The following is a 21,804-nucleotide window of genomic DNA, read 5'->3' on the forward strand; positions in this document are numbered from 1 at the left end:
GCGAGGACGCCGCGCCGCGGTTCAGCGGCGCGGCGCCGGCCCGAGGGCCGCGGCGAGATACGGGGCGGTGGCGCTGTCCGCCGCCCGCGCCACCTGGTCGGGCGGGCCCGCGGCCACGATCCGGCCGCCCGCGTCACCCCCGCCCGGACCCAGGTCGATCACCCAGTCCGCGCCCGCCGCCACCGACATGTCGTGCTCGACCACGACGACCGTGTGCCCGGCGTCGACCAGCCCGTGCAACTGCCGGGTCAGGACGTCCACGTCGGCCGGGTGCAGCCCGGTCGTCGGCTCGTCCAGGAGGTACAGCGTGTGGCCCCGGCGGCCCCGCTGCAGCTCGCTCGCCAGCTTGATGCGCTGGGCCTCCCCGCCGGACAGCTCGGTCGCGGGCTGCCCGAGCCGCAGATACCCGAGGCCGACGTCCAGCAGCGCGCGCAGGCTGCGGACCGCCGCCGGGACGTCCGCGAAGAACTCCGCCGCCCCTTCCACGGTCAGGTCCAGCACCTCGGCGATGTTCCGCCCCCGGTAGGTGACGCCGAGGGTCTCGGGGTTGTAGCGGGCCCCGCCGCAGTCCGGGCACGGCGCGTAGGTGCTGGGCAGGAACAGCAGCTCCACGCTGACGAACCCCTCGCCCTGGCAGGTCTCGCAGCGCCCCCCGGCCACGTTGAACGAGAACCGGCCCGCCCCGTACCCGCGCCGTCGCGCCCCGTCGGTGGCCGCGAAGACCTTGCGCACCACGTCGAACAGACCGGTGTAGGTGGCCAGGTTGGAGCGCGGGGTGCGGCCGATCGGCCGCTGGTCGACGGAGACCAGCTTGCCCACGCCCGGCAGGTCCTCGGTGATCTCGCCGACCAGCGTGGACTTCCCGGAACCGGAGACCCCGGTCACCGCGGTGAGCACGCCGAGCGGGAACCCGGCGCTCACCCCGCGCAGGTTGTGCCGGGTGACCGGGCCCACCGTCAGCGTGCCGCGCGGCCGCCGCACCGCCCTGGCCGGTGCGGCGGACCGGCCGGACAGATACCGGGCCGTGGCGGACCCGGCCACTCCGGCCAGTTCCGCCGGGGGCCCGCTGTGCAGCACCCGCCCGCCGTGCTCGCCCGCCCTCGGGCCGACGTCCACGACCCAGTCGGCGGCGCGCACCACGCCGAGGTGGTGCTCCACCACGAACACCGAGTTGCCGGCCTCCTTCAGCCGCCCGAGCACCGTCAGCAGCGCCTCGGTGTCCGCCGGGTGCAGCCCCGCGGACGGCTCGTCCAGGACGTACACGACACCGAACAGGCCCGAGCGGAGCTGGGTGGCCAGCCGCAGCCGCTGCAGTTCGCCGGCCGACAGGGTGGGGGTGGCCCGGTCCAGGCTGAGGTAGCCGAGGCCCAGCTCGACCACGGGCGCGATCCGGGCGAGGAGGTCCTCGGTGAGCACCCGCGCCGCCCCGCCGCCTTCCGTCGGCAGACACGCGGCGAGGTCGGTGAGCGGCAGCGCCGCCAGCTCGGCGACGGTCCGGCCGCCGACCGTCACCGCCAGCGCCTGGGGCCGCAGCCTGCTGCCGCCGCAGGCCGGGCAGGGCTCGCTGGTCAGGAAGCGCTCCGCCTTCGCGCGCAGCGCCGGGCTCCGGGAATCGGCGAACGTCTTCATGACGTACCGCCGGGCGCTCATGTACGTGCCCTGGTACGGCCGTTGGATGCGCCCGGCCTCCCGCACCGGGTGCACGGTGACGACCGGCTGCTCGTCGGTGAACAGGACCCACTCCCGCTCCTCGGCGGGCAGCTCCCGCCAGGGCCGGTCCACGTCGTGGCCGAGCGCGTCCAGTACGTCCCGCAGGTTCTTGCCCTGCCAGGCGCCGGGCCAGGCGGCGATCGCGCCCTCCCGGATCGACAGCGACGGGTCCGGGACCAGCAGTTCCTCGGTCGTCCGGTGCACCCGGCCCAGCCCGTGGCACTCCGGGCACGCCCCGGCCGCCGTATTGGGCGAGAACGCGTCCGAGTCCAGACGCCGGGCGCCGGGCGGGTAGTCGCCGGCCCGGGAGAACAGCATCCGCAGGGAGTTGGAGAGGTTGGTGACCGTGCCCACCGAGGAGCGGGAGGTCGGGGTGGCGCGGCGCTGCTGGAGCGAGACCGCGGGCGGCAGCCCGGTGATCTCCCCGACCTTCGGCGCCCCCACCTGCTGGATCAGCCGGCGGGCGTACGGCGCCACCGACTCGAAGTACCGGCGCTGCGCCTCCGCGTACACCGTCCCGAACGCCAGCGAGGACTTCCCCGAGCCCGACACACCGGTGAACGCGGCGATCACATCCCGGGGGATGTCGACGTCCACGCCCTTGAGGTTGTGCTCGCGGGCACCGCGGACACGGACGTACGGGTCATGGGAGTGGTGCATCGCGGGCTCCGTACGGGACTGCTGCGGCCGGTGGGACAAACCCCGTGATTCTACGCGCCCGCCTCCGCGGCGATCCGGGCGAGGCGCCGGTAGGAGTCGACCAGCGCCTCCCGGTCGTACGTGCTGGTGGTGACCAGCACCTCCTGGGCGCCGGTCTCCTTCAGCAGGGTCTCCAGTCCGGCGGCGACCTGCTCCTCGGTGCCGGCCAGGTGGCCGGTGAGGCCGGACTCGTAGAAGCCGCGCTCCTTCGCGGTCATCGCACGCGCCTCGACCCGCTCGGCGGGCGGCAGCGGCGGAAAGGTGCCGTGGGTGCGGGAGTACGCCATGGACCAGGCTTCCGGGACCAGCAGCCGCCGGGCCGCCTCGGGGGTGCCGGCGACGGCGACGGTGCCGGAGACGACGACGTACGGCTCGGCGGCCCAGGGGGAGGGGCGGAAGCCGTCGCGGTAGCGGTCGACGCCGCGCCGCATCCGGTCGCGGTCGCGCAGGTCGCCGATGACCATCGGCAGTCCGGCGCGGGCGGCGACGGCCGCGCCCTCGCCCATGGCCAGCACGAACGGCGGGACGCGCAGCCCCTCGGCGGGGCGGGCGCGGACCCCGTCGGGGGAGCCGCCGGTGAACCAGCCGAGCAGCTCGGCGAGCTGTTCCCCGAAGCGGTCGGCGTCGTCCTTGTCCCGGCCCAGCGCCCTGCGCACCCCGTCGGTGAAGCCCACCGAGCGGCCCAGCCCCATGTCGATCCGTCCCGGGAAGAGGGACTCCAGCACCCCGAACTGCTCGGCGACCACCAGCGGCCGGTGGTTGGGGAGCATCACCCCGCCGGTGCCGACCCGGATCGTCCGGGTGGCGCCCGCGACGGCGGCGGCCAGCACGGTCGGCGCCGAACCGGCCACCCCGGGCACCCCGTGGTGCTCCGAGACCCAGAACCGGTGGAACCCCAGGCGCTCCGCCTCCCGGGCCAGCGCCACGGTGTCCCGCAGCGCCTCCCCCGGCGGGTGCCCCTCCCGGGTGCGGGAACGGTCCAGGACGGAGAAACGGGTCCGTGCGATCAACGAGCTCACCATCGGTTCAACACCTGACCGGCCGGGACATTCCCGCACCCGGCCCGCCCCCGGCCCGCACTCCGGCCACCGCCCGGCCCGCCGCTCGGGCCGTCCGGGCCCGGTGGGCCGGGACGGCCTAGGGTGGGCGGCGTGAACGAGAGCAGTGAGCGTCCCCTGGCCGTGTTCGACCTGGACAACACCCTCGCGGACACCGCGCACCGGCAGCGCTTCCTGGAGCGCCGGCCGCGCGACTGGGACGCCTTCTTCGCCGCCGCGCCCGCGGACCCGCCGCTGCCCCGGGGCGTGGCGCTGGCCCGCCGCAGCGCCGAGGAGTGCGAGATCGTCTATCTGACCGGCCGCCCGGAGCGCTGCCGCCGCGACACCCTGGACTGGCTGGCCGCGCACGCACTGCCCGAGGGGCCCGTCCACATGCGGCGCGAGGGGGACCGCCGGCCCGCCCGGCACACCAAGCTGGAGATCCTGCGCCGGCTCGCCCGCACCCGCGAGGTCCGCGTCCTGGTGGACGACGACGAACTGGTCTGCGCGGACGCCGAACGGGCCGGCTTCACCGTCGTACGGGCGCGCTGGGCGGACCGGTCGGCGGAGCTGACGGACGCCCAGGAACGCGAGGGACGTACCTGACGGGCCGGGACGTCACTGCTCGTCCGCGCCCTCCAGGCGGAAGCCCACCTTCAGACCGACCTGCCAGTGGGAGATCCGCCCGTCCGCGATCGCGCCGCGCACCTGGGTCACCTCGAACCAGTCCAGGTTGCGCAGGGTCTCGGAGGCGCGGGTGATGCCGTTGCGGACGGCCTGGTCGACGCCGTCGGGCGAGGTGCCGACGATCTCCGTGACCCGGTAGGTGTGGTTCGACATGCGGGTGCTCCTCTCGGTGGCGCGACTCCCCTCCACGGTGCCTCAAGAGGTGACCGGGCGCGAGACGGCGTTCCCGGGGCCCGGATCGCTTGACCAACGCATTGGTACATACCAAAATCCAGACACCCGTACGAGCACTCCGCTCTTCCCCCCACGCCGGGTTCCCCGTCGCCGTGCCCCGCACAGAGAACAGGACCCCCCGTGAGACGTCGCCGCCCCCTCGCCCTCGTCTGTATCTCCGCCGCCCTGCTCAGCGGGTGCGGCCTGGTCCCGCAGGAGGGCGGCTCCGAGCGGCGCTCCGTCACGGTGTGGCTGATGAAGGACAGCGCCTCGAAGGACTTCCTGGACCGCTTCACCGAGGACTTCGAGAGCGCCCACCCCGGCCTCGACCTGGACATCCGCATCCAGCAGTGGACCGGCATCGGCGAGAAGGTGCGGGCCGCGCTGAAGGCGGACGGCGACGGCGGACCCGACGTCATCGAGGTCGGCAACACCCAGGTCCCGCAGTACGCCGAGGACGGCGGACTGCTCGACCTGACCCTGGAGTCGATGCGGGACTGGGGCCTGCGCGACTGGCTGCCCGGCCTCGCCGAACCCGGCCAGTGGATGTCCCGGCAGTACGGCGTTCCCTGGTACGCCGCCAACCGCGTGGTCATCTACCGCCAGGACCTGTTCGAGCGGGCCGGGATCACCGGCCCGCCGCGCACCCAGCAGGAGTGGCTCGACGTCACCGAACGCCTCGACACCGGCGACACCCAGGGCATCTACCTGGCCGGGCAGGACTGGTACACGCTCTCCGGGTTCATCTGGGAGGAGGGCGGCGAACTGGCCCGGCAGCGCGGCGCCGTCTGGCAGGGCACCCTGGACAGCGCGGCGGCCCTGCGCGGCATGGACTACTACCGCCGGCTCCAGGCGCTCGGCGACGGTCCGGCCGGCGCCGACGAGGAACACCCGCCGCAGGCCGGGGTGTTCGCCGGCGGGCAGGTCGCGCAGATCGTCGCCGTGCCCGGCCTCGCCCGCGCCATCGTCGAGAAGAACCCGGAACTCAAGGGGAAACTGGGCTTCTTCCCCGTGCCCGGCAAGAGCGCCGAGGCGCCCGGCGCCGTCTTCACCGGCGGCTCCGACCTGGTCGTCGCCAAGAACACCGACGACCGGGACGCGGCCGTAGCCGTGGTGGAGGCGCTGTCGGGCGAGAAGTGGAACACCGAACTGGCCCGCACCATGAACTACGTCCCCAACAAGAAGTCCCTCGCCGCGGCCGTGGCCGGCGAGGAGGGCGTCACGGCGATGGCGGCCGGCGCCGCCCGCGGCCGGGCCACCCCGACCACGCCCCTGTGGGGCGCGGTCGAGGCGGACAACCCGATCAAGGAGTACATGACCGCGGTGCTCAAGGGCGGCGACGCGGCGACCGAGGCCCGCCGGGCCTCTGAGCGCGTCACCGACCTCCTGGACCTCGACGGGGAGTGACCCGGCCCGGCGAGGCCGGTTCAGCCCACCGTGCTCAGCGACAGCGCGAACCGGCCGGCCCGGTCCGTCCACCAGCGCACCGGCTTCAGCCCCGCCGCCGCCAGCTCCGCCCGGACGCCCTCCTCGCGGAACTTCGCCGACACCTCGGTGCGCATCTCCTCCCCGGCCGCGAACTCCACGGCCAGTTCGAGCGCCCGCACCTTCACCGTCTGCGCGGTCCGGGACCGCAGCCGCATCTCGATCCACTCCCGCCCGGCGTCCCACACCGCCACGTGCTCGAAGGCGGCGAGGTCGAAGTCGGCGTCCAGCTCCCGGTCGATGACCGTGAGCACGTTCTTGTTGAACGCCGCCGTCACCCCGGCCGGGTCGTCGTACGCCCGGACCAGCACCTCCTCGTCCTTCACCAGGTCGGTGCCGAGCAGCAGCGTGTCACCGGGCGCGAGCAGGGCCCGTACGGCGGTGAGGAACGCGGCGCGCTCGGCGGGCAGCAGGTTGCCGATCGTGCCGCCGAGGAACGCCACCAGCCGGGGCCCCGGCGTGTCCGGCAGGGTGAACCCGGCGGTGAAGTCGGCGATCAGCGCGTGCACGGCGAGGCCGGGCCGCTCGGCGGCGAGCGCCCGCCCGGCCCGGGTGAGAGCGCTCTCGCTGACGTCGACCGGGACATAGCCGCGCAGCCCGGTCAGGGCGTCCAGCAGGTACCGGGTCTTCTCGGACGACCCGGAGCCCAGCTCGACCAGGGTGGCCGCGCCGGTGGCGGCTGCGATCTGTCCGGCGCGGTCGCGCAGGATCTCGCGTTCGGCGCGGGTCGGGTAGTACTCGGGCAGTGCGGTGATCCGCTCGAAGAGTTCGCTGCCGTGCGCGTCGTAGAACCACTTCGGCGGCAGGGTCTTCGGCGTGCCCGTCAGGCCGGCCCGGACATCGGCGCGCAGCGCGGCGTCCGTGGCGTCCTCGGGCAGGATGCGGGTGATGCGGAACGGGCTCACGTGCGGGACTCCTCAGCGGAAGCGGGTGCCAGGGTGTCGCTCGGTTCCTCCAGCGGCGTCAGCAGCACCTCGGTGCGGCCGGCCGTGAGCAGGGTGCGGTCGGGCACCTGCTGCCAGTCGGGATCGTCGTCGTAGGGTTCGGAGGCCACGACGGTGCCGCCGCCGGGCCGGGTCAGGTACCACAGGGTGTCGCCCCAGGCGGTGGCGGTGACCGCCGACCCGTCGGTCAGCAGCAGGTTCAGCCGGGAGGCGGGGGCCGCCGCGGCGACCCGGGCGACCGTCCGGGCCAGCGCCCGGCCCGGATCGTCCCCGGCCCGCAACCGGGCCAGGACCAGCGCCCAGACGAACGCCGAGTCGCTGCGCGCCTCCAGCGAGAGCACCTCGGCCGGCGGCAGGGACGCGACCAGCGGGGCGAGCGACCCGGGCCACCCGGCCACCGCCCCGTTGTGGCTGAACAGCCAGGTGCCCGCGGCGAACGGCGCCGCCGCGGCCTCGGCGTCCGCCCCGGACAGGGTGGCGTCCCGCACCGCGCCGAGCAGCGCGCCGGAGCGCACCACCCGGGCGAGGTCGGCGAAGGACAGGTCCGCCCAGACCGGCCCGGCCCGCCGGTACCGGGCCGGCACCGGGTCGCCCTCGGCGTACCAGCCGACGCCGAACCCGTCGGCGTTGACCGTCCCGTACCGCTGCCGGCGCGGCGCCCAGGACTGCCGGTACAGCCCGTGCGCGGGCGCCACCAGCAGCTCACCGAGCGGCAGCACCGGTCCCACGTACGCGAGGTGACGGCACATCAGTCGTCCTCCGCGGACCGGGCCGTGCGGAAGCCGGAGAAGATCTGCCGCCGGACCGGATAGTCCCAGTTGCGGAACGTGCCCCGGCAGGCCACCGCGTCCACGGCGAACGAACCGCCGCGCAGCACCTTGTACTCGGGCCCGAAGAACACCTCCGAGTACTCCCGGTACGGGAACGCCCGGAACCCCGGGTACGGCGCGAGGTCGCTCGCCGTCCACTCCCACACGTCCCCGATCAACTGCCGCACCCCCAGCGGGGACCGCCCCGCCGGGAAGCTGCCGGCGGGCGCCGGGCGCAGGTGCCGCTGGCCCAGGTTGGCGTGCTCGGGGCCCGGGTCGGCGTCGCCCCACGGGTAGCGGGTGGAGCGGCCGGTCGCCGGGTCGTGCCGGGCGGCCTTCTCCCACTCGGCCTCGGTGGGCAGCCGCCGCCCGGCCCAGCGGGCGTAGGCGTCGGCCTCGTACCAGCACACGTGCATCACCGGCTCGTCCGGCGGCACCGCCTCCGTGACCCCGAACCGGCGGCGCAGCCACTGCCCGCCGTCCCGGCGCCAGAACAGCGGGGCCGAGATCGAGTTCCGCCGGATGTGCGCCCAGCCCTCCGGCGCCCACCAGCGCGGGTCCCGGTAGCCGCCGTCGTCGATGAACGCCTGGTACGCCCCGTTCGTCACCGGCGTGGTGTCGATGCGGAACGGCGCCACCTCCCGGCGGTGCGCGGGCCGTTCGTTGTCCAGGGCCCACGGCTCGGTGGAGGTGCCCATCGTGAACGGGCCGCCGGGCACCAGGACCTCGGCCGGCCCGGTGAACGGCGGCGCCGGGTCCGGGTCGGGGGCGACGAGCGCCCGCGGCCCCTTGCGGAGCTGATGGGTGATCAGCATGGTCTCGTCGTGCTGCTGCTCGTGCTGCGCGACCATCCCGAAGGCGAAGCCCGCCTCGGTCAGCCGCGAGCCGTGGAACGCGGTGCGCTCCAGCACGTCCAGGACCCGGCCGCGCACGTCCGCCGCGTACCGGCGGGCCTCCTCGGGCGGCAGCAGCGGCAGTTCGGAGCGCTCGGCGCGGGGATGCTCGAAGGCGTCGTAGAGGCTGTCTATCTCGGGCCGTATCGCCTCCTGTCCGGCGACGGCCCGCAGCAGCCACTGCTCCTCCTGGTTGCCGATGTGGGCGAGGTCCCACACCAGCGGTGACATCAACGGCGAGTGCTGGGCGGTCAGGTCGGGGCCCTCCACGCAGTCGGTCAGCAGCGCGGTGCGCTCCCGGGCGGTGACCAGGGTGGCCAGCGCCCGCTCGCGCAGGGCCTCGGCGTCGTACCCGGGCTCGGTCATGGGCGGATGTCCTTCCCGTACGGCCGACTGCCTGCGCCGGCCGGTTCCTCCAGCAGATCGTCGGCGGGGCAGCGGCCCCGGGCGACATAGCGGTCCCGGTATTCCGCCACGGCGGCCGTCACCCGGGTGTCCGCGCCGAGCCGGGGCAGCGCCCCGAGCGCCGCCGTGAAACACGCGTCGGCGGCCTCGCGCAGCTCGGGGTCGGCCAGCCCGTGCCGGGCCGCGTCCCGCCACAGCGGGTTGTGCGGGGCGGGCAGCCCGCCGGTGCGCTCGGCCAGCGGCTTCACGGCCCGGTAGGCGGTCTCGCTGCCCTCCGGGTCGTCGAACAGCGCCGCCGTGACGGCCAGCGGCACGATCCAGCCGTCGTCCCCGGGCTGCGCGTCGATCATGCGCAGCTCCAGGTGGCCGCGCGGTCTGACCGGCGGGAACAGCGTGGTGACGTGATAGTCGAGGTCGTCCCGGGTGGGCGGCCTGGGCGACCGCGACCGGGTCCACTCCCGGAAGGTCAGCCCCTCGGGCACCTCCCACGGTCCGCTGTCGCGGCGTACGCACATCACCGGGGCGTCCAGCACGTGCCGGGCCCAGGCGGAGCGCGGGTCGGTGTCCAGCGGGGGGCCGCCCGCCCGGTCCGGGCCGATCCGCTCCCAGAGCAGTTGCCGGGTGGAGCGCCAGCCGGTGCGCCGCCGCCCGGCCAGCGGGGAGTTCGCGAACGCGGCCACCAGCACCGCGCCCAGGTAGTGGGCCAGCCACCAGCGCCGCACCTGACCCAGGGGGCCGGGTTCCTCGTACCCCGCGTCCACGCAGACCTGCACGGAGGCCGAGGCGCACATCATGGCGCGGCCCGCCGGACCGGTGCGGTCCAGGCACGCCTCCATGGCGTCGTAGCGGGGCTGGCGCAGATAACGGCCCGGGGTCCGCCAGGGATCGTGGCCGAAGCCGGCGAGGACGAGACTCTCCTCGCGCAGGACCGCGCGGACGGCGGCCAGATCGGCGGAGACGGTTTCGACGAGGTCCGTCAGCGTGGCCGCGGGCTGCGAGCTCAGTTCCAACTGGCCGCCGGGTTCCACGGTGAGCGCCGACCTCAGGGGTACGGTCCGCAGTGCGGCGTAGGCCGCGTCGAGCCGTTCGGGTGGGACGGGGAGCCGCGGGTCGCGCAGCTCGTGGACGAGCCATTCCACTTCCACGCCGAGGCGTCGGGGCGGGCCGGTCTTGAAGCAGATGCCGCGCACCAGTGCCTCGACCTCCGCCTCGGTGACGGCGGAGCGCGGCTGATCGGTACAGCCGCCTACCGAATCTGACATGTCGGGACCCTCCTGAGATTCCACCATGTCACCGACCTGCGAGCCGGTCGCCCGGGTCGGCGCACTCGTCCCACCCAAGACCCTCGTTCCCCTCGGCACAAGGGTGCATACCCGTGTTTTCCGGCGACGCCCAGGCCCCGGAAACCCCGTTGCACCGCACGCCCAGCATCGCTCACGATGCGTTCATGAGCGCGACGGGGGAGGCCACGCGGGGCGCGGTCACGGCACCCACGGGGGTGGCGCCGTGAGCGCGCGCCCGCGGGCATCGCACAGCGGACGGAACAGATGGGGCCGCGGGGTGTTCGGCAACGACCCGGCGCGCGTCGCGGGCGCGTGCCGGACCCTGCTCGGCCCCGGCGGACGGTTCGCCACCGCCTTCGCGCACACCGCCTTCGCCGTCCTGGACCGCACCCCGGGCACGGTGGTCCGCGCGGGGCACCGATGGCGGTCCGGGGCGGAAGTGGCAGGCTGATCACGGTCACCGCACCGCACGGACACCGGAACAGAAAGCCGACCACATGACCGACCAGCTCATCGTGAGCGTCCTGGGCACCGGCATCATGGGCGCCGCCATGGCCCGCAACCTCGCCCGCGCCGGGCACACCGTCCACGCCTGGAACCGCAGCCGTGCCAAGGCCGAACCGCTGGCCGCCGACGGCGTCCGCGTCGCCGGCACCCCCGCGGACGCGGTACGCGCCGCCGACGTGGTGCTGACCATGCTGTACGACGGCCCGGCCGCCCTGGACGTGATGCGGCAGGCCGCGCCCGGCCTGCGCCCCGGCACCGCGTGGGCGCAGTCGACCACGGCCGGCGTCGAGGCCGTCGGCGAACTGGCCGGATTCGCCCGGGAACACGGCCTGGTCTTCTTCGACGCGCCCGTCCTCGGCACCCGGCAGCCCGCCGAGGCCGGGCAGTTGCTGGTCCTCGCGGCCGGTCCGGCCGACGCCCGGTCCGCGGTGACGCCCGTGTTCGACGCGGTCGGCTCGCGCACGGTGTGGACCGGTGAGGACGGCGCCGCCGGCAGCGCCACCCGGCTGAAACTCGTCGCCAACAGTTGGGTCATCGCCGCCACCAACGCCACCGGCGAGGTCCTCGCCCTCGCCGAGGCCCTGGACGTCGACCCGGACCGCTTCTTCGACGCCATCGCCGGCGGCCCGCTCGACATGGGCTATCTGCGCGCCAAGGCCGCCCTGGTCCGGGACGGCGCGCTCACCCCGCCGCAGTTCGCGGTGGCCACCGCCGCCAAGGACGCCCGGCTGATCGTCGAGGCCGGGCAGCGGGCCGGCCTCCGCCTGGACGGGGCCGCCGCGAGCGCCGAACGCCTCGCCCGCGCCGCCGCCCAGGGGCACGGCGACGAGGACATGGCCGCCGTCTACTTCGCCAGCTTCGACGAGTCGAAGTAGCCTCGGACCACCCATCGATCAAGGAGTTCGCATGTCCAAGCCGCCGCTGCCGCCCGAGGCCGTCGACCTGCTGCGCCGTCCCAACCCCTGTGTGATGGCGACCCTCCGCTCCGACGGCACCCCCGTCTCCACGGCCACCTGGTACCTGTGGGAGGACGACGGCCGGGTGCTGATCAACCTCGACGAGGGCCGCGTCCGCCTCAAGCACCTGCGCCGCGACCCCCGGGTCACCCTCACCGTCCTCGCCGCCGACGACTGGTACACCCACGTCACCCTGATCGGCCGGGTCACCGAGACCCGCGACGACGAGGACCTCACCGACATCGACCGCCTCTCCACCCACTACACCGGCGGCCCCTACCCCCAGCGGTCCCGCGCCCGGGTCAGCGCCTGGATCGAGGTCGACCGCTGGCACGGCTGGGGCGCGCTGAAGGACAACGACCAGTCGTCGAGCTGACCCGGCCGCCGGGCCCCGCCTACCGGGCCAGCAGGTCGCGCAGGGCCCCGGCGACCTCGCCGGGGGCCTGGCGCACGGCCTGCTGCCCCTGGCCCTGCTGGCCCTCGGCGACCGGGCGGTGCGGCGTGGTCTCTGCGCTCCGGCGCCCCCTCACACACCGAGCGGACGCGGCGCTCGCGGGCCGGGCCGCCGGTCGCCGCCGTCCGTGTCCCGGCCGGCGGCGCCGATCCGGTCCAGCAGGGAGCCGCAGCGCACACAGGTCTCCCGGGCGACGACCGACAGATCGGCCATCCGGGTCCGCAGCTCGTCGCGGTGGCGCGGATACTCGTCCCACAGCCGGTCCACCTCCGCCAGCAGCAGCCCGGCCTGCTCGCGGGCCACCCCGACCAGCGCGGGCGCGCCGAGCCGGCGGGCGAAGTCGAAGACCTTCCCGGAGTACGGCAGCGGCAGCACCGGCACCCCGGACAGCGCCGCGAAGATCACGAAGTGCAGCCGCATGCCGACCGCCAGGTCCAGGTGCCGCATCAGGCCGAGGACCTGCCCGGGGCTGTAGGAGCCGTGCAGGATGCGGCCCTTGTCGGGCGCGGACATGTGGGACAGCACGGCGTGCGCGTGCCGCACGTCGTGCCGCTCCATCGGCAGGAACACCACGTGCGCGTCCAGCCGCCGCACCAGGAAGTCGGCGACGTCGGCGAGGAGGGCGTGGTAGTCGCCCTCGTCGAGCTTCTCGGCGGCGCGGCCCGGTTCCCGTACCGACATCCCCACCAGCCGGGTGCCGCCGGGCACGCCCTCGTCGCGCATCATGGCGTCGGTGAACGGCTCGGGACGCAGCAGCAGCGCCGGGTCGGCGGTGACGGTGACCTCGCGTTCCAGGCCGACCTCCTCCAGCACCAGTTTGGACTCCTCGTCGCGCACCACCACGTCGTCCATCGCGGCCAGGACCGTGCGGACCGCCTCCCGGTCCTCGGCCTCCCTGAGCGGGCCCGCGCCGACGGCGTACGCGAAGGTCGGCACGTCCCGGTCCTGCGCGGCGCGCACCAGCCGCAGATAGCGGCGGGCCTCGCCGTCGTACAGGATGCCGCCGCCGCCCAGGACGAGCAGGTCCAGGCCGGCCAGCACGTCCAGGACGCGGTGCCGGCTGACGCCCTCCCAGTCGACCACCTCGTCGGCCTCGGACCGGTGGGCGCGGGTGTGCTCGGAGTTCCGGCTGAAGACGACCAGGTGCGCGTCCGGCCGGTGTGTCCGCAGGCAGTTCAGCACGCAGGTGAGGATCGCCTCGTCGCCGGTGTTGTAACCGCCGTACGAGCCGAGCACGCCGATGCGCGCGCCGGAACGGGCGGGGTGCGGATGGGAGGGTGCGAGGGTCATCCGGGGGCTCCCGTCACGTCGGGGTCGGCCGGGCCGCCGGCCCATGGTGCTGCCCGTGCGGCCGGGGCCGCGCGGGCGACCCGGGTTGCCCGGCCCACCCGGCCGGAAACCGCTCCGCCCCGTCTCCCACCCGACCGCCGCGACGGACGGGCGCATCGGCGCCCGACGGGGTAACGGACACCGGGCCGTGCGCTCCCGGGGAGGTGACCGGCGGTAGGTCGTCCCCCGCCGGGGTCCGGTCCCGGCTCGCCGGTGACGGCGTTCTCGGTCCTCGCCACTATGGGTCCCGGCTCGCCGGTGACGGTGTCCTGGACGCCCCCGCACGGTCACGCGCGGCGCTGCTCGGCCCGGACGGGCCCACCGGCACGTTCTTCGACCGGTCCGGGCCGCTGCCCCGGCGAGGCCGGCGGTCTCAGATCACGCCGTCCGCGCGCAGGGCGGCGATCTCGGCGGGGGAGCGGCCCAGTTCGGCGAGGATCGCCTCGGTGTGCTCGCCCACCGCCGGCACCGGGTCCATCCGCGCGGGCACCCCGCCGAGGTCGGCCGGCGGCAGCAGCGCCTCGACCACCGCCCCGCCCGGCACGGCCACCTCGCGCCAGCGGTCCCGGCCGGACAGCACCGGGTGGTCCAGGAACGCGGCGACGTCGTTGACCCCGGCGCAGGCCACGCCGATGGCCCGCAGCCCGGTGAGGATCTCCCCGGCTCGGGAGCGGGCGCACCGGGCGGCGACGATCGCGTCGAGTTCCGCACGGTGGGCGACCCGGTCGGAACCGGTGGCGAAGCGCGGATCGCCGGTCAGCTCCGGCCGGCCGAGGAACTCGGCGCACAGGGCGGCCCACTCCCGTTCGTTCTGCACCGAGAACAGCACCTCCTGGCCGTCGGCGGCCCGGTAGGCGCCGTACGGCGCGATGGTGGCGTGCCGGGTGCCCAGACGCGGGGGCTGGGTGCCGCCGTACCGGGTGTAGTAGGCCGGCTGGCCCATCCACTCGGCCAGCGCCTCGAACAGGGAGACCTCCACCGGGTGGGCGGTGCCGGTGGTGGCGCGGGTGTAGAGGGCGGTGAGGACGCCGCTGTAGGCGTACATCCCGGCGGCGATGTCGGCGACGGATATCCCGGTCCGGGCGGTCGCCTCGGGGGTCCCGGTCAGCGACACCAGGCCGGTCTGGCACTGCACCAGCAGGTCGTACGCCTTGCGGTCGGCCCACGGGCCGGTGCCGCCGTACCCGGAGACGGTGCAGGTGATCAGGCGCGGCCGGTGCTCGGTGACGGTGTCCGGGCCGAGGCCGAGGCGCTCGGCGGCGCCCGGCGCGAGGTTGGCCACGAAGACGTCGGCGCCGTCCAGCAGCCCGTGCAGGACCTCCCGGCCGCGCGGGTCCTTCAGATCGAGGGTGAGCGACTCCTTCGACCGGTTCAGCCAGACGAAATAGCTGGAGTGGCCGTGCACCGTCGTGTCGTAGCGCCGGGCGAAGTCGCCCTCGCCGGGCCGCTCCACCTTGATCACCCGGGCGCCGAGATCGGCGAGCTGCCGGGTGGCGTACGGGGCGGCGACCGCCTGCTCCAGGCTGACCACCGTGACCCCCGTCAGGGGAAGCCGCATCCCTCGCCCTCCTGCCGCCGCCGTGCCGTGCGCGCAGTTCTACGGGCCCGCCCGGCCGCCTGTCAACGGTGCCGGTCGGCCGCCACCTGCGGGTTCGCGGGGCGGCCGCGGGCGACGACCCGGGTGCCGCGGCCGTCGGTGAGGCGGACCTGGAGCGAGCCGCAGGCGCACCGCACCCAGGTGGTGCGGCCGTCGGCGGTGGGGTGCCGCGACACCACCCGGTAGGGCTCGGCACCGTCCGGCCAGGCGCAGTGCGGGCAGACGGTCCGGTCGTGCTGGTGCTGGTCATGGTGACCTCCTCGGACGGAAGCGGTGGGCTGATCGTCGCGTCCCGGCCAGAGTGCGCCGCAGCGTCCGTACACGTCCAGGTTGACTTTTCGGACCTCACCGTGAAGCGTGGACTTCATGATTGACCTGCGCCGGCTGCACGTCCTGCGGGCGGTCGCCCACTACGGCACGGTCACCGCCGCCGCCCGCGCCCTGCACTTCACGCCGTCCGCCGCCTCCCAGCAGATCCGCCAGCTCGCCCGGGACCTCGGCGTCGACCTGCTGGAACCGCAGGGCCGGGGGGTACGGCTCACCCCGGCCGCCGAGAGCCTGCTCGCGCACGCCGACGCCATCCAGGCGCGCTGGGAGGAGGCCGAGCGGGAGCTGCGGGCGGGGCAGGGCACCCCGGCCGGGCCGCTGCGGGTGTCGGGGTTCCCGGTGGCCGTCTCGGTGCTGCTGGCCCCGATGACCGCCCGGTTGCGCGAGCGGCACCCCCGGCTGGCGGTCCGCATCCGGGAGGCGGCCGTGCCGGAGGCGTTCGACCTGCTCTTCGAGGGCGAGACCGATCTCGCGGTGGTGGAGTCGACCCCGCACAACCCGCCGCCGGGCGACGCCCGCTTCGACCAGCGGCCGCTGCTCGACGACCCCTTCGACCTGGTCGTCCCCGAGGGCCATCCGCTGGCCGGGCGGGACCGGATCGACCTCGCGGACGCGGCCCGGGAGCCGTGGATCGCGCCGGTGCCCGAGAGCCCGTGCCGGCCGCACGTGATGTCGGCGTGCGGCGCGGCCGGGTTCGCCCCGGACGTGGTCCACCACGCCCTGGACTGGAACGTGACCGCCCACCTCGTCGCCCACGGCCTCGGCGTCGCGCTGATGCCGCGGCTGGCCGAGCTGGCCCCGCACCTGCCCCTGGTCCGGGTGCGGTGCGCGGGCCGCCCGCACCGCACGTTCCTGACCTGCACCCGCCAGGGCGGCCACCGGCGTCCGGCGGTCGCCGCGGCCCTGGCGGAACTGCGCGCCCTGGCGGCCACGGCGGTGGCCTGACACGGCACGGGGCCGGAGTCCGGTGCGGACTCCGGCCCCGAGAGCCGTCAGGAGAGGGGAGGTCAGGCGGCGACGATCTCGCCGGCGTGGCCGTGCAGCCTCGTGACCACCTCGGTGAGCTGGGCGGCGACCTCGGCGTCGTCCGCCGGGTGGGTCTCGGCGAAGCGGGTCACCGAACCGGGGATCGACAGCTTCAGGTCCTCGATCACCTTGCCACCGGCGATGCCCACGGCCTTGCGGGTGTCGTCCTGCGCCCACACGCCGCCGTACTGGCCGAAGGCGGTGCCGATCACGGCGACGGGCTTGCCGCCGAAGGCGCCGGCGCCGAACGGGCGGGACAGCCAGTCGATGGCGTTCTTCAGGACGGCCGGGATGGTGCCGTTGTACTCGGGCGAGAAGATCAGGAACGCGTCGGCGGCCTGGGCGGCCTCGCGCAGCCTGGTGGCGGCGGCCGGCACGCTGCCTTCGACGTCGATGTCCTCGTTGTAGAACGGGATCTCACCCAGGCCCTCGTACACGTCCACCTCGGCACCCTCCGGCGCGAGCTTCACGGCGGCCTCGGCGAGCTGACGGTTGTGCGAACCGGCGCGAAGGCTGCCGACGAGAGCGAGAATGCGTACAGACATGGCGAACTCCAGGGTGATGAATAACTGCCGGGGCAAGCGGACCGTGGTCCGTTTAAACTTCTACCACCTTAAGCGGACCGCGGTCCAGTTTTCTTCCCGATGCTTTACGCTGGCTTCATGCCCGCCGCCCTTCCGCCCTTCCCGCAGCCCCAGGAGTCCTACGAAAACCCCGTCGACGCCCGCGAGTTGCTGCGCCTCGGCGCTCCGGACCCGATGGATGAACCTTGCCTGCGCGCCGACGCCGCGCGCAACCGGGCCAAGCTCCTGGAGGCCGCCGCGCGACTGGTGGCGGAGCACGGCGCGGCCGGCCTGACCATGGAGGCGGTGGCGGCGGCGGCCCAGGTGGGCAAGGGCACGGTGTTCCGCCGCTTCCGGGACCGCACCGGGCTGCTGATGGCCCTGCTGGACCACTCCGAGCGCAAGTTCCAGGCGGCGCTGCTCACCGGACCGCCCCCGCTGGGCCCCGGGGCACCCCCCGTGGAGCGGCTGCGGGCCTTCGGCCGCGCCTGGCTGCGCCGCGCGGCCGAGGACCTGGAACTGCAACTGGCCGCCGAGCCCAGCGCCGAGCGGCGGTACGCCGCACCACCGGGGCGCTTCCTGCGCGGCCATGTCGCCCTGCTGCTGCGGCAGGCGGTCCCGGACGCGGACAGCGAGCTGCTCGCCCACACCCTGATGGGCTCCCTCGACCCCGCGCTGATCCACCACCTCACCAGGCAGTGCGGGATGCCGCCGGCCCGCCTGGAAGAGGCGTGGCTGGATCTGGTGGCGCGGGTGACCCGGACCGCGCCGAACGGCCAAGGGGCGCCCTGCGTACCGTAGTTGGGCATCTGCCAAGATGCGGTACGTCATGGTGCAGATACCCAGAACGCCCACCAGCGCCGACGTCGCCAGGCTGGCCGGCGTCTCCCGCGCGACCGTCTCCTACGTGCTGAACAAGACCGGTGCCGTCCGGATCAGCGAGGCCACCCGGCGCCGGGTCCACGAGGCCGCCGAGGAACTCGGCTACGTCCCGCACGCCGCCGCCCGCAGCCTGCGCGCCGGGCACAGCCGTACGGTCCTGATGCCCGCGCCCGCCTTCCCCGCCGGGCCGCTCTACGGGCAGTTCCTGAGCGAACTCCAGGGAGCCCTCGGCCGCCTCGACTACACCGTCGTCCAGCACGGCACCGCCGGGCCGCACGGCGACGCCGCCGCCCGCGCCTGGGCCGAACTGCGGCCGGTCGCCGTCCTGGTCCCCGCGCCCGGCCTCGGCCCCGAGGGCGTACGCGTCCTCAGGCGCGCCGGCGCCCGCGCCGTGGTGACCCTCGGCCCCGAGACCGTCGAGGGCGCGCACGCGCTGCTCATGGACCACACGGCCGTCGGCCACCACGCCGCCCGGCACCTCTACGAGCGCGGGCGCCGCCGCGTCGGCGTCGTCGTCCCCGAGGAACCCGGCCTCGCGGTGTTCTCCGCGCCCCGCCTCGACGGCGTCCGCCGCGCCCTCGGCGGCACCGACGCCACCGTGACCGCGCTGCCCCTCGCCTACGACGAGCGCGCCGCGGCCCGGCTCGCCGCCCGCTGGAGCGGCCTCGGCCTCGACGCGGTGTTCGCCTACAACGACGAGTACGCCATGCTGCTGTCCCGGGCCCTCCAGGACGAGGGCGTCCGCATCCCCGAGGACACGGCCGTGATCGGCGCCGACGACCTGATGCTCGGCAGGCTGCTGCGGCCCCGGCTGAGCACGGTCCACATCGACCTGCCCGCCGGCCGCGACCTGGCCGCGCTGGTCGACCGCGCGGTCCGCGATCCCGCCGCCCCGCCCGAACGGCACCGGGTGCTGGGAGCCCGCGTGGTGCACCGCGAATCGAGCTGAGCCCGGCCCCGGCACACCGCCGGGACCGGGCCCACCGCTCTCACTCGTCCTGCCTCGCACGGGCCGCCGCCGGCCGCGTACGGGCTACTGCGCGCCCAGCCCGGCGTCACCCTGCTGGGTCTGCTCGGCCTCGGCCTGCTTGGCCTGCTGCTCGGCGATCTGCTTGCGCACCTCGTCCATGTCCAGCTTCCGGGCCTGCCCGATGACGTCCGTCAGCGCGGCCTCCGGCAGCGCGCCCGGCTGCGCGAACACGGCCACCTGGTCCCGGACGATCATCAGCGTGGGGATCGACTGGATACCGAAGGCCGCCGCCAGCTCGGGCTGCGCCTCCGTGTCCACCTTGCCGAACACCAGGTCGGGGTTGGCATCAGCCGCCTTCTCGTACACCGGTGCGAACTGACGGCACGGACCGCACCACTCCGCCCAGAAGTCGATCAGGACGAACTCGTTGTCCGTGACCGTCTGGTCGAAGTTCTCCTTGGTGAGCTCAACGGTGCTGCTCATGGGGTGATCCCTGCTTCCTGGTGTCGGGGGAGAGCCGTCCGCACAACACGGCCGACCGGGCGGGTATTCCGAGGGCGTATCCGGGCTGTTCGGCGCGCGTACCCATGTGGCGGGCGCCGCACACCACCCACCACACTGAGCCCATGACGGAAACGGAATCCCTCGCGTACGACGTCGTGGTGATCGGCGCGGGCCCGGTCGGCGAGAACGTCGCCGACCGCACCCGCGCGGCCGGCCTGACCACCGCGATCGTGGAGAGCGAACTGGTCGGCGGCGAGTGCTCCTACTGGGCGTGCATGCCCAGCAAGGCACTGCTGCGCCCGGTCATCGCCCAGGCCGACGCCCGCCGCACCCCCGGCCTGAGCCGCGCGGTGCAGGGGCCCCTCGACGCCGCGGCGGTCCTCGCCCACCGCGACTACTACACCTCCGACTGGAAGGACGACGGCCAGGTCCAGTGGGTGGAGTCCATCGGCGCCGACCTGTACCGCGGGCAGGGCAGGCTGGCCGGCCCGCGGACCGTGGAGGTGACCGGGGCGGACGGCACGCGGCGCGTGCTGACCGCCCGGCACGCCGTCGCCGTGTGCACCGGCACCCGCGCCGCGCTGCCCGGCCTGCCGGGCCTGGCCGACATCCGCCCGTGGACCAGCAGGGAGGCCACCAGCGCCAAGAGCGTCCCCGGCCGGCTGATCGTGGTCGGCGGCGGGGTCGTCGCCGTGGAGATGGCCACCGCCTGGCAGGCCCTCGGCTCCCGGGTCACCCTCCTGGTACGCGGCGAGGGCCTGCTGAACCGCATGGAGCCGTTCGCCGGCGAACTGGTCGCCGAGGCCCTCGCCGAGGCCGGCGCCGACATCCGCACCGGCACCTCCGTCGCGTCCGTCACCCGCGAGAACGGCACCGTCGTCGCCGTCACCGACACCGGCGACCGGATCGAGTCCGACGAGATCCTCTTCGCCACCGGCCGCGCCCCGCGCACCGACGACCTCGGCCTGGACACCGTCGGCCTGGAACCGGGCTCCTGGCTCCGGACCGACGACAGCCTCCGCGTCACCGGCCACGACTGGCTGTACGCCGTCGGCGACGTCAACCACCGCGCCCTCCTCACCCACCAGGGCAAGTACCAGGCCCGGATCGCGGGCGCCGCGATCGCCGCCCGCGCCTCCGGCGCCGCGGAGCTGGAGTCCGGCCCGTGGGGCGCGCACGCCGCGACCGCCGACCACGCCGCCGTCCCCCAGGTGGTCTTCACCGACCCCGAGGCCGCCTCCGTGGGCCTGTCCCTGGCCGAGGCCGAACAGGCCGGGCACCGCGTCCGCGCCGTCGACGTGGACCTGTCGACGGTGGCCGGCGCGGGCCTCTACCGCGACGGCTACAAGGGGCGCGCTCGCATGGTCGTCGACCTGGAGGACGAGATCGTCCGCGGGGTCACCTTCGTCGGCCCCGGCGTCGGCGAACTGATCCACTCCGCGACGGTCGCCGTCGCCGGCCAGGTCCCCGTCGACCGCCTCTGGCACGCGGTGCCGTCCTACCCGACGATCAGCGAGGTCTGGCTGCGCCTGCTGGAGGCGTACCGGGACAACTGACGCACGCGGCGACCGGGACCCGCCGCGGGGGCGGGCCGCGGGAAGGGGGAGTCCTGCGGCCGGGAGACCGGACCGGGGCGGGACGCTGGACGGGGGTCCGGTGACCGGAAGGGAACGGGCCGCCGGACCGGAATCCGGCGGCAGGAACGGGTGGGGCGCCGGATGCCGGTCCGACGGCAGGAACGGGCGGCGCCCCGGACGGGAATCCGAAGGCTCTAGGGCAGCTCGAAGCCCAGGGCCGCCGCGGCCCCGTGCGGGGTCGGCGCGGTCCAGTACTCGGCCATCGCCGCGTCGGACGACAGCGACCGCGTCTGCGCGCGGTCCAGGTAGAGCGTGCCGTCGAGGTGGTCCGTCTCGTGCTGCACGATCCGCGCGGGCCAGCCGGTGAACTCCTCGTCCAGCGCATGCCCCCGCTCGTCCGCCCCGGTCAGCCGTACGGTGGCGTGCCGCGCCACCACCGCCTGCCAGCCCGGCACGCTCAGACACCCCTCGAAGAACGCGGCCCGCCCCTTGCCGGCCGGCTCGTACACCGGATTGACCAGCACCCGGAACGGCTGCGGCACCCGCCCCCGCGCCACCCGTACCTCCTCCGGTACGGGCGCCGGGTCCTCGATCACCGCGATCCGCAGCGGGACCCCCACCTGCGGGGCCGCCAGCCCGACACCGGGCGCCGCGCGCATGGTGATCCGCAGCGCCTCGACGAACCGGTCCAGCAGCGCGGGCTCCAACTGCCCGTCATACGGCTCCGTCCCGCGCCGCAGCACCGGATCACCGGCCGCGACGATCGGCAACGGGCCCTCGACGGACAGCAGTTCCTCGACCCGCTCGGCAAGAGGGGCGCGTGCACCAGGTGTACCCATCGCGCCAGGATGCCACGGGGCCCCGGGCCCTCGGGGCCGACGGCCGCGGTCACGTCTCCGTCGTCCGGTGCGCCGCCGCGATCGTACGGCAGCGGCGCACCGGACAAC

22 protein-coding genes and 1 pseudogene are annotated in these 21,804 nt (G+C 75.1%); 9 read left to right on the forward strand and 14 right to left on the reverse strand.

The window, feature by feature from the left end; translation table 11 throughout:
- Positions 1 to 21 precede the first annotated feature (21 nt).
- Together ACFY32_RS15215 and ACFY32_RS15220 are read right to left on the reverse strand one after the other, a co-directional pair.
- The gene (locus ACFY32_RS15215) at positions 22 to 2,370 is read right to left on the reverse strand and encodes an ATP-binding cassette domain-containing protein (protein ID WP_390674424.1); all 2,349 of its coding nucleotides are present in this window, start codon (positions 2,368 to 2,370) and stop codon (positions 22 to 24) included.
- Positions 2,371 to 2,420: 50 nt separating this feature from the next.
- Positions 2,421 to 3,428, reverse strand: coding sequence for an LLM class flavin-dependent oxidoreductase (locus ACFY32_RS15220; protein WP_359202129.1), 1,008 nt, complete (start codon positions 3,426 to 3,428; stop codon positions 2,421 to 2,423).
- A 132-nt stretch (positions 3,429 to 3,560) separates the two neighbouring features.
- On the opposite strand from ACFY32_RS15220, the gene ACFY32_RS15225 reads away from it, so the two are divergent.
- Positions 3,561 to 4,052: a hypothetical protein gene (locus ACFY32_RS15225; RefSeq protein WP_359202079.1), complete on the forward strand. Its 492-nt coding sequence runs from the start codon at positions 3,561 to 3,563 to the stop codon at positions 4,050 to 4,052.
- A 12-nt stretch (positions 4,053 to 4,064) separates the two neighbouring features.
- Here the strand turns inward: ACFY32_RS15225 and ACFY32_RS15230 are convergent, their stop codons facing one another.
- Entirely contained in the window at positions 4,065 to 4,286 is a 222-nt protein-coding gene (locus ACFY32_RS15230; RefSeq protein ID WP_359202081.1) for a dodecin, read from the reverse strand.
- 234 nt (positions 4,287 to 4,520) lie between these two features.
- On the opposite strand from ACFY32_RS15230, the gene ACFY32_RS15235 reads away from it, so the two are divergent.
- Positions 4,521 to 5,753: an extracellular solute-binding protein gene (locus ACFY32_RS15235; RefSeq protein ID WP_359202131.1), complete on the forward strand. Its 1,233-nt coding sequence runs from the start codon at positions 4,521 to 4,523 to the stop codon at positions 5,751 to 5,753.
- A 20-nt stretch (positions 5,754 to 5,773) separates the two neighbouring features.
- Here the strand turns inward: ACFY32_RS15235 and egtD are convergent, their stop codons facing one another.
- Genes egtD through egtA form a run of 4 tightly spaced genes read right to left on the reverse strand, consistent with a single transcriptional unit; the run spans position 5,774 to position 10,144 of the window.
- A complete protein-coding gene (gene egtD, locus ACFY32_RS15240; RefSeq protein WP_390674425.1) occupies positions 5,774 to 6,736 on the reverse strand; it encodes an L-histidine N(alpha)-methyltransferase in 963 nt (320 codons plus the stop codon).
- Positions 6,733 to 7,524, reverse strand: coding sequence for an ergothioneine biosynthesis protein EgtC (egtC, locus tag ACFY32_RS15245; RefSeq protein WP_359202085.1), 792 nt, complete (start codon positions 7,522 to 7,524; stop codon positions 6,733 to 6,735). The genes egtD and egtC overlap by 4 nt, the downstream gene beginning before the upstream one ends.
- Entirely contained in the window at positions 7,524 to 8,843 is a 1,320-nt protein-coding gene (gene egtB / locus ACFY32_RS15250; RefSeq protein ID WP_359202087.1) for an ergothioneine biosynthesis protein EgtB, read from the reverse strand. Before egtB ends, egtC begins: the two co-directional genes overlap by 1 nt.
- The gene (gene egtA / locus ACFY32_RS15255) at positions 8,840 to 10,144 is read right to left on the reverse strand and encodes an ergothioneine biosynthesis glutamate--cysteine ligase EgtA (protein ID WP_359202089.1); all 1,305 of its coding nucleotides are present in this window, start codon (positions 10,142 to 10,144) and stop codon (positions 8,840 to 8,842) included. The genes egtB and egtA overlap by 4 nt, the downstream gene beginning before the upstream one ends.
- A gap of 286 nt (positions 10,145 to 10,430) precedes the next feature.
- On the opposite strand from egtA, the pseudogene ACFY32_RS15260 reads away from it, so the two are divergent.
- The 3 genes and pseudogenes from ACFY32_RS15260 to ACFY32_RS15270 all read left to right on the forward strand — a co-directional run.
- Positions 10,431 to 10,616 (forward strand): annotated as a pseudogene (locus ACFY32_RS15260) (TIGR02452 family protein); the annotation flags it as partial.
- A 46-nt stretch (positions 10,617 to 10,662) separates the two neighbouring features.
- Positions 10,663 to 11,547 (forward strand): NAD(P)-dependent oxidoreductase, encoded by an 885-nt coding sequence (locus tag ACFY32_RS15265; RefSeq protein WP_390674426.1) that lies wholly within the window; start codon positions 10,663 to 10,665, stop codon positions 11,545 to 11,547.
- 31 nt (positions 11,548 to 11,578) lie between these two features.
- Positions 11,579 to 12,004: a PPOX class F420-dependent oxidoreductase gene (locus ACFY32_RS15270; RefSeq protein WP_359202091.1), complete on the forward strand. Its 426-nt coding sequence runs from the start codon at positions 11,579 to 11,581 to the stop codon at positions 12,002 to 12,004.
- Between the two features lie 19 nt (positions 12,005 to 12,023).
- On the opposite strand, the gene ACFY32_RS15275 is transcribed toward ACFY32_RS15270, so the two are convergent.
- The 4 genes from ACFY32_RS15275 to ACFY32_RS15290 all read right to left on the reverse strand — a co-directional run bounded on the left by ACFY32_RS15275 (position 12,024) and on the right by ACFY32_RS15290 (position 15,376).
- The gene (locus ACFY32_RS15275) at positions 12,024 to 12,158 is read right to left on the reverse strand and encodes a hypothetical protein (RefSeq protein ID WP_390674427.1); all 135 of its coding nucleotides are present in this window, start codon (positions 12,156 to 12,158) and stop codon (positions 12,024 to 12,026) included.
- Positions 12,155 to 13,372, reverse strand: coding sequence for a polysaccharide pyruvyl transferase family protein (locus ACFY32_RS15280; protein WP_359202093.1), 1,218 nt, complete (start codon positions 13,370 to 13,372; stop codon positions 12,155 to 12,157). Before ACFY32_RS15280 ends, ACFY32_RS15275 begins: the two co-directional genes overlap by 4 nt.
- A 412-nt stretch (positions 13,373 to 13,784) precedes the next feature.
- Complete coding sequence (locus ACFY32_RS15285) at positions 13,785 to 14,969, reverse strand: CaiB/BaiF CoA transferase family protein (protein ID WP_390674428.1); 1,185 nt, start codon at positions 14,967 to 14,969, stop codon at positions 13,785 to 13,787.
- A 62-nt stretch (positions 14,970 to 15,031) separates the two neighbouring features.
- Complete coding sequence (locus tag ACFY32_RS15290) at positions 15,032 to 15,376, reverse strand: hypothetical protein (protein WP_390674429.1); 345 nt, start codon at positions 15,374 to 15,376, stop codon at positions 15,032 to 15,034.
- Between ACFY32_RS15290 and ACFY32_RS15295 the strand changes: the two genes are divergently transcribed.
- A complete protein-coding gene (locus tag ACFY32_RS15295; protein WP_359202099.1) occupies positions 15,375 to 16,280 on the forward strand; it encodes a LysR family transcriptional regulator in 906 nt (301 codons plus the stop codon). The two genes, ACFY32_RS15290 and ACFY32_RS15295, sit on opposite strands and share 2 nt — an antisense overlap.
- A gap of 62 nt (positions 16,281 to 16,342) precedes the next feature.
- Here ACFY32_RS15295 and ACFY32_RS15300 read toward each other — a convergent pair whose 3' ends face one another.
- A complete protein-coding gene (locus ACFY32_RS15300) occupies positions 16,343 to 16,906 on the reverse strand; it encodes an NAD(P)H-dependent oxidoreductase (RefSeq protein ID WP_359202101.1) in 564 nt (187 codons plus the stop codon).
- A gap of 117 nt (positions 16,907 to 17,023) precedes the next feature.
- Between ACFY32_RS15300 and ACFY32_RS15305 the strand changes: the two genes are divergently transcribed.
- Together ACFY32_RS15305 and ACFY32_RS15310 are read left to right on the forward strand one after the other, a co-directional pair.
- Positions 17,024 to 17,725: a helix-turn-helix domain-containing protein gene (locus ACFY32_RS15305; RefSeq protein ID WP_359202103.1), complete on the forward strand. Its 702-nt coding sequence runs from the start codon at positions 17,024 to 17,026 to the stop codon at positions 17,723 to 17,725.
- A gap of 28 nt (positions 17,726 to 17,753) precedes the next feature.
- Positions 17,754 to 18,755, forward strand: coding sequence for a LacI family DNA-binding transcriptional regulator (locus ACFY32_RS15310; protein ID WP_359202105.1), 1,002 nt, complete (start codon positions 17,754 to 17,756; stop codon positions 18,753 to 18,755).
- Positions 18,756 to 18,839: 84 nt separating this feature from the next.
- Here ACFY32_RS15310 and trxA read toward each other — a convergent pair whose 3' ends face one another.
- Entirely contained in the window at positions 18,840 to 19,259 is a 420-nt protein-coding gene (gene trxA / locus ACFY32_RS15315; protein ID WP_359202107.1) for a thioredoxin, read from the reverse strand.
- Between the two features lie 143 nt (positions 19,260 to 19,402).
- Between trxA and ACFY32_RS15320 the strand changes: the two genes are divergently transcribed.
- On the forward strand, positions 19,403 to 20,836 hold the full coding sequence (locus ACFY32_RS15320; RefSeq protein ID WP_390674430.1) for a dihydrolipoyl dehydrogenase family protein: 1,434 nt from the start codon (positions 19,403 to 19,405) through the stop codon (positions 20,834 to 20,836).
- A gap of 215 nt (positions 20,837 to 21,051) precedes the next feature.
- Here ACFY32_RS15320 and ACFY32_RS15325 read toward each other — a convergent pair whose 3' ends face one another.
- Positions 21,052 to 21,696 (reverse strand): peptide deformylase, encoded by a 645-nt coding sequence (locus tag ACFY32_RS15325; protein ID WP_390674431.1) that lies wholly within the window; start codon positions 21,694 to 21,696, stop codon positions 21,052 to 21,054.
- Positions 21,697 to 21,804: the final 108 nt, after the last annotated feature.

The sequence above is a fragment of the Streptomyces sp. NPDC000134 genome (genome assembly GCF_042899225.1).
In the GTDB taxonomy this organism is placed as follows: domain Bacteria; phylum Actinomycetota; class Actinomycetes; order Streptomycetales; family Streptomycetaceae; genus Streptomyces.